Below are 14,745 nucleotides of genomic sequence, written 5' to 3'. Positions count from 1 at the left end.
TATTACAAAATTTAACAAGTTCTCCCTCCTCCGCCTTGCTCGACCTGACTGGTGAACCATTGCAGCACCGCCGGACACGCCGGATGCAAGTCTGCAGCAGGTTGCAGGCACAACGAATAGTTACCACCGGTTTTCAACGGTTCACCAAACGGAATCACCAGTGCCCCGCGTTGAATGGACTCCGCCGCCAGGGTCATGTCCGTGACCGCCACCCCCAAGCCACGCGCGGCAGCATCGAGGGCCAGCTCATCGAGATTGAACGGGATATGCCGATAGCTGTGCAGTGGCTTGCCGTCATTGGCGGCGAGCCAGTCGTGCCAGGCTTGCTGGTCGGCCGAGCGATGCAACAGCGCAAAGCGCAGCAGATCTTCCATCGACGCCAGCGGCCCCAGGCTGGGTGCACACACTGGCACCAGAGCCTCATCGAATAAAGCCATGCAGGCTGGGTCAGTGGAGGGTCGGGGCAAGTACAGGATGTAGGCATCGCTGTCGCTGGCCGGTTCGACAACCTCGGTGGCGACCGTTTCAATCGACAAGGCTATGTCCGGGTGCTGCAAGTAAAAGTCACTGAGTTTGGGCAGTAACCAGCGCACGGCCAGCGATACATGCATGCGGATACGGAACGGTCGCTTTTGCGGCGACAAACGATCTTCCAGCAGCTTTAACTGTTCAAGAATGCCGCGGGCACTGGCCAGCACCTGCTCACCTTCGACCGTCATACGCACGCTGCGACTGGTTCTGACAAACAGTGACACGCCAAAGTGAGCTTCCAGTTGCTGGATTTTCCGGCTAATAGCGCTTTGGGTCAGACACAGCGTTTGCGCCGCCTGTGTGAAGCTGCCCGATTCAGCCACCTCTACCAGTGCCTGCAAACCCTGCAACGACGGTACGTGACGAACCTTATCCATGTGTTTTTTGCATCAATCAATGAATTAATAGCGTTGGTTATATCACTTGGTACCGCCTAAATTCCATCCATAACCAGCGCCAGCAACGGCCAGCCATGCAATTAGCGCATGTATTCAAAGGCCGGACAGCACCCTGACCGGCAAATGAGGTGAAACGTGAAGAATGAATGTGGCTGGATTGCCCTGGCAGGAAGCTCCCCCCTCCGTGATCACCTCAACGGCGTCGAGAAAGCCGACTGGTTGATTATCGGTGCGGGCATTACCGGCCTCAGTGCGGCCCATTCCCTGGCGCAATTGCACCCGCAAGCTCGCATTCTGATTGTCGACAGGCAACGTGCAGCCCAAGGTGCATCGGCACGCAACTCCGGTTACGCGGTGGCCCATGAAAACCCGGCTGATGACGAGCTGATCGGCAAGGGTGGATTTGCCGGCTATGCCGTGGACTCGACAATCGGCCAGGCGGCCGGTGATGAAGTGCGCATGCGCATTGCGCGCCACGGCATCGACTGCGAGTACCGGGATTCGGGTTACTACTTCGCCGTCAACGACCCGGGCAAGTTGACCCAGGTTGAGGCCAAGCTCAAGACCCTGCATGCAGTCGGCGCATCTGCACACTTTCTGGAAGGCGCGCAATTGGCGCAGACACTCGGCACCCGCCATTACCAGGCGGCCATCTGGTGCGGCAATGGCAATGCGTTGTTGCAGCCGGCGAAATACGTCAAGGGCCTGCTGGATGCCTTGCCGGCCAATGTCAGCCTTTTTGAAAACACCGACATCATCGGGCTTGAACGTCTGAGTGGCGGACGCATTCGGGCCAAGGGTATCCAAGGCAGCATTGAAGCCACACAGGTACTGGTATGCCTGAATGCCTTTATCCCCCGCGCCGGGATCGACAACAGCGCAACCTTCCCGATGGAGCTCAGCGCCAGCCTCACCCGCCCCCTGAGCGACAAGGAGTATCAGGCCATCGGCAGTGTCGAGCCCTGGGGCGTGCTGTCGACGAGGCCGCTGGGCGCCACGGTGCGACTGACTCCGGATCGGCGGGTAATGATCCGCAATACCGCGGAATACCGTACGCGCGATTTGTCCGGCAGTGACTTGTCACTGCGTCGAAAACACCATGCACTGGGCCTGCAACGTCGCTTCCCCGGGCTCGGTGAGCAAGACATCCGCTACACCTGGACCGGCCATCTGAGCGCTACCCGCAGTGGCCAGCCGTACTTTGCCAAGGTCGAGGAAGGCATCTATGCCGTGGCGGGCTGCAATGGCTCCGGGGTTGCCCGCGGCACGCTGTGGGGCCGTCTGCTCGCAGAGCTGGCCTGTGGCGCCAGCTCGCCCCTGCTGCAGTCGGTCATGGACAGAGCGCAGCCGGGCTGGTTACCGCCACGGCCATTTTTTGACGTCGGTGCAGCGCTGCGCATGCGCATGGAAGCCCTCAGAGCCAAAACAGAAATCTGAACACTCTCACACCACAAAAGAATAAAAGCTCCTTGAAAAGGTGATTGAACATGAACATCAGCCCGGTTTCCCTTGCGGTCATGCTCGCAGCGTTTTCGGCCGTCAGCCACGCCGACGAAAGCGTGAATATTTCCAACTGGAACGGCTATATTGCCGACGACACCCTGACCACCTTCACCAGGGAAACAGGGATCAAGGCGACCTACGATATTCACGACAGCAACGAAGTGCTGGAATCCAAGTTGATGACCGGTAATACCGGCTATGACGTGGTCAGCCCTTCGAACCACTTTATGTCCCGCCTGATCAAGGCCGGTGCCATCCAGAAACTGGACAGGAGCCAGTTGCCAAACTGGAAGAACCTGGACCCGGTGTTAATGAACAAACTGGAAGCCAACGATCCCGGCAATCAGTACGGCTACCCCTACATGTGGGGCACGGCGGGGATCGGCTACAACGTCGAGAAGATCAAGGCGATTTTTGGTACCACGGATGTCACCCGCTCCTGGAGCCTGTTTTTCGATGAAAACAACATCAAAAAACTGAGCCAGTGCGGTGTGGCGATTATCGACAATCCGACGCAAGTGTTGCCGATCACTCTCAACTACCTGGGCTTGCCGCACCATAGTCATGAGCCTGAGGACTACAAGAAAGCCGAAGCGGCGCTGCTGAAAATACGACCTTATGTTCAGTATTTTCATGCATCCAAATACATCAGTGATCTGGCCAACGGCAATATCTGTGCGGTGATCGGCTTCAACGGTGATGTGGTACAGGCTGCGGCAAGTGCACGGGAAGCCGGGAACGGGATCGACATTGCGTATTCGATCCCAAAGGAAGGTTCGACGTTATGGCTGGACATGGTGGTCATGCCCAAGAGCGCGCCCCATGAAAAAAATGCCTACACCTACATGAACTACCTGCTGACCCCGCAAGTGATTGCCACTATCAGCAACCATATCCACTACGCCAACCCCAACCAGGCGGCAGACCCGTACCTGGCGCCGGACGTGAAACAGGACCCGGCGATCTACCCGTCCAGTGAAGTGATCGACACCCTGTTCACCGTGGAGGACCTGCCGGCCAAAATCGCCCGTCTGAGCACCCGTTTGTGGACCAAGCTCAAGACCAATACGTGATATTCAATGGTGTGTGCTCGGCTGCCTTGGCCCGGCAACCAGCCACGCCAGCATGCCCAGCAACGGCGCGAAGATGATAATGGCAATCCACATCAGCCGGCTGCTTGACCGTGCCCCGCTTTTCATCACCCCGCGGATTGCCCAGAGCTCCAGCAGCACCAGAATAATTGCCAGTACCACCCATATGGTTTCGATTTGCATGCGCGACCTCCTGTGGTTGTTAAACGTTAGGCGGGGAGATGGCGCGAGGGTTCATTAATTCTTAAAACCGCCAACCCTTGCGCTTACAACAGGAAGCGGTCGGTCACATTGCGCCGCTCGTTGTCATCGCGCACGTCATAGCTGACGGTGGTGGCAATGTTGGCGTGGTGCGCCAGCTTCTGTGCGATCGACACGTCGTACTCTTCAATCACCCGGGTAATGAACGAGCGACGAAAATCATGGGGCATGATGTCGACCCCTACCTGCCTGCCCCGCTGCTTGGCGATGTAATAGATCGCATGTTTGGTCAGGCGATCACGAGTGATATGGTTGCCGCGGCGGATGCGATTGAACAAAAAGGTGTCATCACTGACCCCGTCCGGCAGGTTCGCCCGGCGGAATGCCAGCCACTCTTCCAGTTTTTCGAAAGCCCAGGCCGGTGCAAACTTGATCAGTTCCTTGTTGCCCTTGCCCAGCACCTGCAAGCTGCGCTGTTCTACATCGACCTGCCACAGGTCCATATTCACCGACTCGGACTTGCGCATCCCCGAGCCATACAGAATTGCGATGATCGCCGCGTCCCTGAGCCCTTGCGGACGGGGGTCTGCGGCACAGACGTCCATCAGCTCGCGAATCAGATTGCGCCGCAGGTTACGCCCCTTGACCAGCCGCGAACCGCCTCCCGCCTTGACTGCGCGTATCTTGAGCAAATGATCCTGAGTGATCAGGTTTTGTTGCCAGGCCTGATTCATCACGCCGCGAATGGCGTTGACATAGAGCGATGAGGTATTTGGCGCGTAACCGTCTTCACGCAACGCCGCCACCAGTGCGGTGATATGCCCCGGTTGCAGTTGATGCCAGGGGAATTCATCAATCGCCACGTCTTCAGCGCCCAGGCGGTCTGCCGCTTCCTGCAAGACATAACGCATGGTCTGGCGGCTGGACGGCGCCAGCCGCTGAAGATAAAGCGCCACAGGCGTTTGCACCGGGTTTAACACCAAGGAAGAAAGCGGCGGTAGCGGGGAGTCAATCGTAGACAAAACCAATCTCATTACAGGCAGAAACAGTTCGCAATATACCCCATGCGGCGGGGATTTCCGCGTTTAGCGCATTAACGCCAACCTACTCGCGAATTGCATGACCTGGGCGCGGCATACATGCATTCTGCACGAATAGATACGTCAGCTTTAAAACTTAACTAATTGATTTTTATTAATTTTATATCGTCCGTTCAAGTTGGTACAGCTAATGCAATATTCACCCCTGAGGGTCGTATGCACAAAGGCCCATCCCTATCCGTGAAAGAGACAGGTGAGTGAATATGAATGCCATCGATTTGCTGTTGGAAGACCACAAACGAGTCAAGGCCATCTTGAGCCAGCTCAGCGACTCCACCGAGCGCGCCGTGAAAAAACGCACTGAACTGCTCAACAAACTGGAAATGGAAATTACTATCCACACCCGCCTTGAAGAGGAAATCCTCTACCCGGTCTTCAAGAAAGCCGGTGGTAAAGAGCAAGCCGTCATGTACCACGAAGCGAAGGAAGAACACCGCACTGTGGACTCCCTGGTATTGCCTGACCTCAAGAAAACTGCCCCCGATTCTCTGGAATTCTCCGGTCGTGCAAAGGTGGTCAAGGAACTCCTCGAGCACCATATCGAAGAAGAAGAAACCGAGATGTTTCCCCAGGCCCGCAAGTTGCTCGGTAAAGCGGTGCTCGATGAGCTGGGAAAACAGATGGAAACGATGAAAGCCGAATACAAAAAGTCCCTGAACAGCAAGCCCCTGGCGGCGTGATGGCACCAGCGCCCGGCAGGTTCAGCCCTGGGTAAAACCTCGCGCCAGCATCACTGCAACCCCCAGCAACATGCAGGCTGTAGCCCGTTGCAACAACACTTGTCGCGACGGGCTTTGCAGCACCCGGCGAATACGTTGACCGAAGTAACAATACAGGCAACCACTGGCAAACTGCAGCAGCAAAAAAGCCAGCCCCAGTACCGCCAGATCCAGCATTCGGGAATCACTGCCCTGCCCGGCGAACTGCGGGAATACGGCGCTGAACATGACGATGGTTTTCGGGTTGGAGAAACCGGTGAGCAGGCCCTTGCCAAAGCGCCCTGTAAAATCGTTGTGCAGTGTGTCGGGACTGTCCAGTTTCAACCCGGTGCTGGTCCACTGCCGGTACGCCAGGTACAGCAAGTACGTAACCCCCACGTACTGGATCCCGCGACTGATTAACGGGTTGCCCTTGATCAGTTCGGCGAAGCCTACGGCAAAAACAAGAATCGACACCAGATACGCTGCGCTGGCTCCCAGTTGTACCGGCATGGAACGCTTGAGCCCCTGCTGCATGCCGAACCCCATCAAGAGCAGGGTCATGGGCCCGGGGCTGAAGGTCATGGTGGCGCAAAACATCAGAAAATACAGAAATGAAGCGAGTGTCAGTTGCGTGGCCATGACGGTGGTTGAATCCAGAAGTTACGGTCGCGCAGTCTAGGCAGGCCCTGCCGGCTATTGGCAGATCAAGCGCTGACAAACTTTACCGACCTTTACTGGTAGCATGACCGGTAAAGTACGAGGCCCTGCATGCACTTACCTACCGTTGCGTTTCAACCCGGCCTGTCCAAGGTCCAGCAGATTGTTGATGCCTTGAGCCAGGCCATTGATCAGGGTCTGCTCAACCCCGGCAGCAAACTGCCTTCGGCGCGCGAGATGACTGCTCACTGGGGCGTCAGCAAATTCACCCTGATCGAAGCCCTGGATCGCTTGCGCGGGCAGGACAGAATCACATCCAGTCAGGGCCTGGGCTACTTTGTTGCGACGAAAACGCTGCAAAGCGGACGCGCCACTGCCCTTGACCTGCTGCCGCAAGACTTGCACAGCGTCTTGCGCCGCTCCCTGACCGGTGCCAGCGGTGCCCTGCGCCCCGGCAGCGGGCATTTACCGGAAAGCTGGCTGGAAGCCAGCGCCCTGCGTGGCAACATGCGCCAGCTCAGTCGCTCGCCAGCCCTGCGACTGACCGGTTATGGTGACCCGGCGGGCTATTTGCCGCTGCGTCAGGCCTTGCAGCAGAAACTGTTGAGCCAGGGCCTGAATGTGGGGGTCGAGCAGATTATCACCACGGCCAATACCGTGCTGGGGCTCGACATGCTGCTGCGCTTGCGCGTGCGCCCCGGCGATACCGTGCTGTTGGACATGCCCTGTTATTTCAATTTTCACGCCAACCTGGCCTTGCATGGCGTGCGCGTGATCACTGTGGAGCGCACTGCCCAAGGGCTGGACCTGCAAGCGCTGCAAACCCTGTTCAGCCAGCACCGGCCAACGCTTTACCTCACCACCGGGCTGCTGCATAACCCCACCGGGCACTCCTTCACACCCGGGCAGGCCTACGGACTGCTCGAGCTGGCCAAGCGTTATGAGTGCGCCATTATCGAAGATGATCTTTATGGCGACCTGCACCCAGAACCGCCCCCCCGACTGGTGGCGCTGGCAGGCGTGGAGCAAGTGACCTACCTGAGCGGTTTTTCGAAAACCCTCAGTGCCAACCTGCGGGTGAGCTTTGTCGTGGCCTCTGCGCAGATGGCCGCCGAGCTGACCCAGATGAAACTGATGTGCGGCGGGATTACTTCGGAAATGCTTGAGCAACTGGTGTGCTCGATGCTCAATGACGGCACTTATCACAAACACCGCAAGCGCGTGGTGCAAGGCCTGCAGGCCAGTGGTGCACGGGTTTCGGGCTGGTTGCAGGGCCTGGGCTTCAGGTTGAGCGTGCCCTACGCCGGCGGCATGTTTATCTGGGCCACATTGCCTGCCGGGCTGGATGGCGAAACCCTCGCCCAGCAGGCACTTGCCCGTGGCCTGGTGCTCGCGCCCGGGATCCTGTTCGGTTTTGATCCGCAACTGCGCCGCTGCATGCGCTTCAACGTCGCCCACACCGACACGCCTGCCGTCATGGCTGGCGTCGAGGCATTACTGGCTAACCCAACCTGAGCGGATCAACCAGCCCGGCAGCAATGGCCATGCCCACCAGATCGGGCAAATGCCGGGCCTGCATGCGCTTCATCACCCGGGAGCGATACAGGTCGATAGTCTTGGCACTCACCCCCAGCAGCGCGGCAATTTCACGGGTGGTGCAGCCCTTGACCAAAGGCATGAATACATCTTGCTCACGCGGTGTCAGGCTTTGCAGACGGGCCTCAAGTTCGGTCTGTTCCTGGCTGGCGCTTTGCTGCGCGGTATCGCCACTCAGGGCCTGCTGTACGCTGTCGAGCAACAACTGCTGGTTATAGGGCTTCTCGATAAAATCATGGGCACCGGCCTTGAAAGCCCGTACCACAATGGGCACATCGGCATGCCCGCTGACAAAGATCACCGGCATCCTAATCCCTCGTTCACGCAATGCCTGCTGAACATTCAGGCCGCCCATGGCCGGCATGCGGATATCCAGTACCACACAGGCACACAGGGTCGGGTCGCAAGCGTCAAGAAAGGCCTGCCCGCTTGTAAACGCCAGCGCATTGAGGCCCACGGACTCGAGCAACCAGACCGTCGAGTCGAGCATGCCCTGATCGTCATCCACCACATACACCACAGGCCGGGTTTGGGTTGTCATCGTTACTCTCTTGTCGTGTTGAGTGAAGCCATCAATGGCAGGCAGCAGCACATCAGCAAGCCGCTGGTTTGTGGTCGGGCATTGAGTTCACCACCAAAGCCCTCAACGATGCTGCGGCTCATCGACAAGCCCAGGCCGAGGCCATCTGCCTTGCTGGTGTAAAACGGCGTGAACAACTGCTCAAGCTCCCCGGCGCTGACCCCCGGCCCCTGATCCTGCACGCTGATTTGCAGGGTGGCGCCATCAAGGGTTTGAGCCTGCAGGATGATCCGCGAAAGCTGACCCGGTAATTGCTCGTTGTTGGCATCTATGGCATTGCGCAACAGGTTGAGCAGCACCTGCTCCAGCAACACCCGGTCGGCGTATACCCATGGCAGGGACTCCGGCAACTGCAGCTCGATAGTGACATTTCGTTCCCCGGCCTCCCAGGCACACAGGCTGACGGCCTGGCGCGCCACCTCACTGATATCCAGCGCTTGCAGGTTACGCCGCCCCTTGCGCAAAAAACCGCGCAGGCGCTTGATCACTTCCGAGGCGTGATTGGCATGCAGGTTGATCCGCTCCAGTCCCTGGGCCACACGCTCGACTGCGGCAGGATTACTGTCCAGGCTTTGCAGGTAACGTTGGCTGGCATTGGCGTAATTGACCACTGCCGCCAGCGGTTGATTGATTTCGTGGGCAATCCCCGATGCCAGTTCGCCCAGTGTGACCAGGCGCGCGGTATGGGCCATTTCATCCTGATGATGGCGCTGCTGGGCTTCGCGCAGTTCACGCTCGCGCATATCCCGTGCCACCAGCGAGAAAAACCGCTCTCCGGCAGTCGAGCGATGAGCCAGCAGCAGTAACGACACCGGCACCGAAGGCTCGCCATTCAAGGGCAACAAACGGGTCTCGTGACTCCACAAACCCTGCGCCTCTGCACTGTGCCAGCCGTTGCTCTCCAGGGTAGCCAAGACTTGCGCGGTCAAAAAATCAGCCAATGCGGGCATGCCTTCTGCGGGCAGCAGACCCAGCAGACGCCGTGCTGCCGGGTTGAGATACGACACCCCGCCAGCCGGGTCGATAAACAGCACCGGATCAGGGTTGGCTTCCACCACTTCAGCCAGTCGCCGCTTGTTCTCTTCAGCCTGGACGCGGGCCGTGATATCCCGCGACACACTAACCACTTCGACGACCGCCCCGGTGTAGGTTTCACGAATTGCCCGGCTGGCTGTTTCAAACCAAAGGTAATGCCCTGCCTGATGGCGAATGCGGTAGGTCATGGTGTGATAGCCGTCGAGTTGCAGGGCATCACGGGCCTGACGCAGCGCCAGCTTCAGATCGTGAGCATGAAACAGGCGCTGGGCCAGGGTCCCACGCAGTGCTTCGGGCCAGTAGCCAAGCAGGGTCCAGGACGCCGGCGAGGCATCCAGAAAACGCCCGTCAGGCGTATGGCGCGAGATAAGGTCCGTGGTGTTTTCGGTAATCAGCCGGTATAGGCGTCGGGCTTTGGCCGCCTCTCGCCCGGCCAGCAGTTCTGTACTCGCTTCACGCCCGCGGGCCAGCACACACTGGCTGTCGGGGTCGGGAATAAGCGTCCAGAGCCAGACCTGCTGAGCACTTTGCGCCTCTACCTGCTCGATGGCTCTGCCCTGCTTGAGGCAGGCGCGTACCAGCTCCGGCAGATTGCCCGGCAATAGAGCACTCGCATGACTCAACCCCTTGCCCGCCAGCAGGCGGATCAGTGCGTCGTTGGCTGCCAGCGCCAAGCCGTCTCTATCAAGCACTACAGAGGGTTGAGGGTCATGGGGAAGCAGCGCGATCGGCATTGGGCATCCAGGACTTGAGCGAATTTTTCTTTATATAGTACAACTACTATATTGCTTAGGTATTACTTCCATATCAAACCCGGAGTGAGCTATAAGTCAGACCGGACATAAAACTGACCCGCTCGCCATCGGCAGAGCAGGCAGCCATAGAGCTAACAATCAGCCACCGGAATGACCTTCATGTCGATTTTTGAGCACGGCCTTGAGCCGACTGCCGTAAACCATATTGCCCTGTCTCCGCTGAGTTTTATCGAACGTACAGCCAGCGTCTACCCCGATTACCCTGCCGTGATTCACGGCGCCATCCGCCGCACCTGGGCGCAGACCTACAGTCGTTGCCGCCGCCTGGCTTGTGCCCTGGCCGGGCGCGGGATTGGCCAGGGCGATACGGTAGCGGTGATGCTGCCCAATATCCCGGCGATGCTTGAAGCGCACTTTGCCGTGCCCATGATCGGCGCGGTGCTCAATGCCCTCAATGTTCGCCTCGATGCTGAAGCCATCGCCTTTATGCTCGCCCACGGCGAAGCCAAGGTGCTGATTGCCGATCGCGAGTTCCATGACGTAGTGCATGCGGCCGTGGCCATGCTCGATCACCCCCCGCTGATCATTGATGTGGATGACCCCGAATACGGTGAAGGCCAGCCGGTCAGCCAGTTGGACTATGAAGCGCTACTGGCCGAAGGCGATCCCGACTTTGATTGGCAATGGCCCGCAGATGAATGGCAGGCCATTGCCCTCAATTACACCTCCGGCACCACCGGCAACCCCAAGGGCGTGGTGTATCACCATCGCGGTGCTTACCTCAATTCCCTGGGCAACCAGATGGTCTGGGCCATCGGCAATCACCCGGTGTATTTGTGGACCTTGCCGATGTTCCACTGTAACGGCTGGTGCTACCCATGGATCATCACCGCGCTGGCTGGCGTGCATGTGTTCCTGCGCCGGGTTGACCCGCAAAAGATCCTCACGTTGATTCGCGAGCATCAGGTCACCCATCTGTGTGGTGCACCGATTGTGCTCAACGCCCTGGTCAATATGCCCGAGTCCGCCAAGGCTGCCATCGACCACCCGGTGCATGCGATGGTCGCAGGCGCTGCGCCACCGGCCAAGGTGATTGGTGCCGTGGAAGAAATGGGCATCAAGGTCACCCACGTCTATGGCCTGACCGAGGTGTATGGTCCGGTGACGATTTGTGCCTGGCATGAAAAGTGGGATGCGCAGCCTCTGGCCGAACGCGCACAGATCAAGTCCCGCCAGGGCGTGCGCTACCCGACGCTGGAAGGCGTGATGGTGGCCGACCCGAAAACCCTGGTACCGACGCCCCGTGACGGCGAGACCATGGGCGAGATTTTCATGCGCGGCAATACGGTAATGAAGGGCTATCTGAAGAATCCCAGCGCCACGGCCGAAGCCTTCGAAGGCGGCTGGTTCCACACCGGTGACCTTGCCGTGTGCCACCCGGACGGCTACGTCGAAATTCGCGACCGGCTCAAGGACATTATCATTTCCGGTGGCGAGAACATTTCCACCATCGAGGTCGAGGGTGTGCTCTACCGACACCCGGACGTCATGGAGGCGGCTGTGGTGGCGCGGCCCTGTGAAAAGTGGGGTGAAACGCCTTGCGCCTTTATCACTCTCAAGGCCGATCATCAGCAGGTGCGCGAGGCCGAGATCATTGCTTTTTGCCGCGATCACCTGGCCGGGTTCAAAGTGCCCCGTACGGTGGTGTTCACCCTGCTGCCCAAGACCTCCACGGGCAAGATCCAGAAGTTCGTGCTGCGTGATATGGCCAAAGCACTGTAACTGCCCCCTATAGACCCACTGTGGGAGCGAGCTTGCTCGCGAAGGTGTCGCTTCGGTTACCCAGACAGGCCGCGGCGCCCAAATCGCGAGCAAACCCGCTCCCACAGAATGCCTTCAGCTGCAAAAAACGAGGTTTTTCATGCCTGAATTCAACGCCCCCCTGCGCGATATGCGCTTTGTCCTGCACGAAGTCTTCGAAGCCCCCGCACTCTGGGCCAGGCTGCCAGCCCTGGCCGACCACGTCGACGCCGATACCGCCGACGCCATACTTGAGGAAGCCGCCAAGGTCACCGGCCAACTGATCGCCCCGCTCAACCGCAGTGGCGACGAAGAAGGCGCACACTGGCTGGCGGGCCAGGTCACCACACCTGAAGGCTTCAAGTCAGCCTACAACACCTACATCGAAGGCGGCTGGGTAGGCCTGTCGGGCAATCCTGAATTTGGCGGCCTGGGCATGCCGAAAATGCTCGCCGTGCAATTTGAAGAAATGCTCTACGGCGCAAACTCCAGTTTTGCCCTTTATTCGGCGCTCACCAGCGGTGCTTGCCTTGCCATCGATGCCCACGCCAGCGAACCCCTCAAAAGCCGTTACCTGCCACCGATGTACGAAGGCCGCTGGGCCGGTTCCATGTGCCTGACCGAGGCCCATTCCGGCACCGATCTGGGGATTATCCGCACCCGCGCCGAACCGCAGTCTGACGGCAGTTTCAGCCTCAGCGGCAGCAAGATATTCATCACCGGCGGCGATCAGGACCTGACCGCAAACATCATCCATCTGGTGCTGGCCAAGCTGCCGGATGCGCCAGCAGGGCCCAGGGGCATTTCGTTGTTTCTGGTTCCCAAGGTGCTGGTAAATGACGATGGTTCACTCGGACAAGGCAATGCGGTGAGCTGCGGCTCCATCGAGCACAAGATGGGGATCAAGGCTTCGGCAACCTGCGTGATCAACTTTGACGGCGCACAGGGATGGTTGATCGGTGAAGCCAACAAGGGCCTGGCCGCGATGTTTACCATGATGAACTACGAGCGTCTGTCGATCGGCATCCAGGGCATTGGCTGCGCCGAGGCCTCCTACCAGAATGCCCGCACCTATGCCCGCGAGCGCCTGCAAAGTCGTGCCCCGACCGGAGCCGTGGCACCGGAGAAGATTGCCGACCCGATTATCGTCCACCCCGATGTGCGACGCATGTTGCTGAGCATGAAGGCCATGACCGAAGGTGGACGGGCATTTGCCAGCTATGTGGGCCAACTACTGGATCTGGCCAAGTTCTCTACCGAGCCGCAGGAGCAGCAGCAAGCCACTGCGCTTGTAGCCTTGCTGACCCCAGTGGCCAAGGCCTTCTTTACCGATACCGGTTTCGACAGTTGCGTGCTGGGCCAGCAAGTCTTTGGTGGTCATGGCTATATCCGCGAATGGGGCCAGGAACAGCTGGTTCGCGATGTGCGCATTGCGCAGATTTATGAAGGCACCAACGGCATCCAGGCGCTGGATTTGCTGGGCCGAAAAGTGATCGCCAATGGCGGTGCAAGCCTGCGCCTGTTTACCGCACACATCCGTGACTTCGCGACCCGGCCCGGCAAGCCTTATGCCAGCGAACTGCTGGACGCAGTGCAGCGTCTTGAGGATGTCAGTGACTGGCTGCAGGCACGGGCCAGGGCCAACCCCAATGAAACAGGCGCCGCCTGCGTCGAATATCTGCACCTGTTCGGTTATGTGGCGTATGCCTGGCTATGGGCACGCATGGCCGATGTGGCGCAGCGCTCGCGGAGTACCGACCCCGGGTTTTATGACACCAAGCTGGCGACCGCACAGTTCTATTTCTCCCGCTTGTTGCCTCGCACACTGAGCCTGGAGCAAGGAATACGGGCTGGCAGCGAATCACTGTTCCAGATCGATGCCGCACATTTTTAAACGCCCGCCAATAAAAACGGCGGCCTGTTCAGGGCCGCCGCAGGCTGTTGCGCACTTGAACCGGGCCTAAACGCTCAGTTCGTCAAGCAACAACACTTCGCGATGCGCCAATAGATCGCCCACGGCATGGGCCATCGCCTGGTAGTGCGGGGTGGTTTTATGATGCTCGATCGCCTCCATGTCCGCCCAACCTTCAATAAAGACAAAACGCTCGGGGTCGGTACGATCCACGTGCAAGTCATAGAAACGGCAGCCCGGTTCGGCCCGTGAGCCTTCGACACAGGCGCGCAGTGCCTGCTCGACAGTTTTGCCATGACCAGGCTTGGCACGCAATGTGGCAACAATTTTGATGATTCGGGACATATCTACTTCCTGCAGCTTGCGGTGACTTAAGCGCTGAGGATCTGCGCGATTTTATCCTTGATCTGCAAGCGCTGCTCCTTGAGCGTGCGCAGTACATCATCAGGGACGCCTATGGCGTCGTTGGCTTCAGCTTCAACGACCTCGGCATCTTTTTCGCCGTACTGTACAAACAGCTGATTCAGATGCGGGTTTTCGCTGCGAAACTTGCTGACGGCCTCTTTAGTGAGCCCCAAGTCCTGTAACAAGTCGTGCTTGACTGGCATATCTGCACCTCATGGCTATTTCAGTGGCAGGTTCAGGTTCTGAGGGCGAACCTGATCACAATGGCTCTGTTCACAATGAACCCGCGTAAGCAATAGCACGCAATGGGACTCTCAGAAAGCCGGGCGCGTACTTTCCTCTCCCTTTAGCCGGTTTTCTCGCGAGCGTTACCTACAAATACCTTGGCCTGAGGTGCCGAGCCCTCGAATATCAGCCTTTCCAGGCGAGTAGCCAATTTAATGACTACAATCATATTGCCGTTATTTTTTTGACGATCCT

General features: G+C 58.6%; 14 protein-coding genes. 6 read left to right on the top strand and 8 right to left on the bottom strand.

Annotated elements, in window-relative coordinates:
- Window positions 1-11 precede the first annotated feature (11 nt).
- Window positions 12-908: a LysR substrate-binding domain-containing protein gene (locus PPTH39_RS01375; protein WP_130871431.1), complete on the bottom strand. Its 897-nt coding sequence runs from the start codon at window positions 906-908 to the stop codon at window positions 12-14.
- A gap of 156 nt (window positions 909-1,064) precedes the next feature.
- On the opposite strand from PPTH39_RS01375, the gene PPTH39_RS01370 reads away from it, so the two are divergent.
- Both PPTH39_RS01370 and PPTH39_RS01365 read left to right on the top strand, forming a co-directional pair.
- Entirely contained in the window at window positions 1,065-2,366 is a 1,302-nt protein-coding gene (locus tag PPTH39_RS01370) for an NAD(P)/FAD-dependent oxidoreductase (RefSeq protein ID WP_130871430.1), read from the top strand.
- Window positions 2,367-2,416: 50 nt separating this feature from the next.
- Complete coding sequence (locus PPTH39_RS01365; RefSeq protein WP_130871429.1) at window positions 2,417-3,505, top strand: polyamine ABC transporter substrate-binding protein; 1,089 nt, start codon at window positions 2,417-2,419, stop codon at window positions 3,503-3,505.
- A gap of 3 nt (window positions 3,506-3,508) precedes the next feature.
- Here PPTH39_RS01365 and PPTH39_RS01360 read toward each other — a convergent pair whose 3' ends face one another.
- Window positions 3,509-3,706 carry a PLDc N-terminal domain-containing protein gene (locus PPTH39_RS01360; protein WP_095000205.1) on the bottom strand — a complete coding sequence of 66 codons (198 nt, stop codon included), beginning with the start codon at window positions 3,704-3,706 and terminating at the stop codon, window positions 3,509-3,511.
- Between the two features lie 83 nt (window positions 3,707-3,789).
- Entirely contained in the window at window positions 3,790-4,758 is a 969-nt protein-coding gene (locus tag PPTH39_RS01355) for a site-specific integrase (protein ID WP_178110299.1), read from the bottom strand.
- Window positions 4,759-5,027: 269 nt separating this feature from the next.
- Between PPTH39_RS01355 and PPTH39_RS01350 the strand changes: the two genes are divergently transcribed.
- Window positions 5,028-5,504: a hemerythrin domain-containing protein gene (locus PPTH39_RS01350; protein ID WP_130871428.1), complete on the top strand. Its 477-nt coding sequence runs from the start codon at window positions 5,028-5,030 to the stop codon at window positions 5,502-5,504.
- A gap of 21 nt (window positions 5,505-5,525) precedes the next feature.
- Here PPTH39_RS01350 and PPTH39_RS01345 read toward each other — a convergent pair whose 3' ends face one another.
- Window positions 5,526-6,164, bottom strand: coding sequence for a LysE family translocator (locus tag PPTH39_RS01345; protein ID WP_095000204.1), 639 nt, complete (start codon window positions 6,162-6,164; stop codon window positions 5,526-5,528).
- Window positions 6,165-6,293: 129 nt separating this feature from the next.
- Between PPTH39_RS01345 and PPTH39_RS01340 the strand changes: the two genes are divergently transcribed.
- Window positions 6,294-7,697: an aminotransferase-like domain-containing protein gene (locus PPTH39_RS01340; protein ID WP_095019142.1), complete on the top strand. Its 1,404-nt coding sequence runs from the start codon at window positions 6,294-6,296 to the stop codon at window positions 7,695-7,697.
- Here PPTH39_RS01340 and PPTH39_RS01335 read toward each other — a convergent pair.
- Window positions 7,684-8,319, bottom strand: coding sequence for a response regulator transcription factor (locus PPTH39_RS01335; protein WP_095000202.1), 636 nt, complete (start codon window positions 8,317-8,319; stop codon window positions 7,684-7,686). The two genes, PPTH39_RS01340 and PPTH39_RS01335, sit on opposite strands and share 14 nt — an antisense overlap.
- A gap of 2 nt (window positions 8,320-8,321) precedes the next feature.
- On the bottom strand, window positions 8,322-10,127 hold the full coding sequence (locus PPTH39_RS01330; RefSeq protein ID WP_130871427.1) for a PAS domain-containing sensor histidine kinase: 1,806 nt from the start codon (window positions 10,125-10,127) through the stop codon (window positions 8,322-8,324).
- 180 nt (window positions 10,128-10,307) lie between these two features.
- On the opposite strand from PPTH39_RS01330, the gene PPTH39_RS01325 reads away from it, so the two are divergent.
- Window positions 10,308-11,930 (top strand): acyl-CoA synthetase, encoded by a 1,623-nt coding sequence (locus tag PPTH39_RS01325; protein ID WP_130871426.1) that lies wholly within the window; start codon window positions 10,308-10,310, stop codon window positions 11,928-11,930.
- A 139-nt stretch (window positions 11,931-12,069) separates the two neighbouring features.
- Window positions 12,070-13,842 (top strand): acyl-CoA dehydrogenase C-terminal domain-containing protein, encoded by a 1,773-nt coding sequence (locus PPTH39_RS01320; protein ID WP_130871425.1) that lies wholly within the window; start codon window positions 12,070-12,072, stop codon window positions 13,840-13,842.
- A gap of 66 nt (window positions 13,843-13,908) precedes the next feature.
- Here PPTH39_RS01320 and PPTH39_RS01315 read toward each other — a convergent pair whose 3' ends face one another.
- The gene (locus PPTH39_RS01315; RefSeq protein WP_095038784.1) at window positions 13,909-14,205 is read right to left on the bottom strand and encodes a putative quinol monooxygenase; all 297 of its coding nucleotides are present in this window, start codon (window positions 14,203-14,205) and stop codon (window positions 13,909-13,911) included.
- A 26-nt stretch (window positions 14,206-14,231) separates the two neighbouring features.
- A complete protein-coding gene (locus PPTH39_RS01310; protein ID WP_095000197.1) occupies window positions 14,232-14,468 on the bottom strand; it encodes a YdcH family protein in 237 nt (78 codons plus the stop codon).
- Window positions 14,469-14,745 lie beyond the last annotated feature (277 nt).

The organism is Pseudomonas bubulae, from assembly GCF_900618535.1.
Classification (GTDB): domain Bacteria; phylum Pseudomonadota; class Gammaproteobacteria; order Pseudomonadales; family Pseudomonadaceae; genus Aquipseudomonas; species Aquipseudomonas bubulae.
Note: the sequence above shows the minus strand (reverse complement) of the source record. Positions and strands in the feature narration are given on the sequence as shown.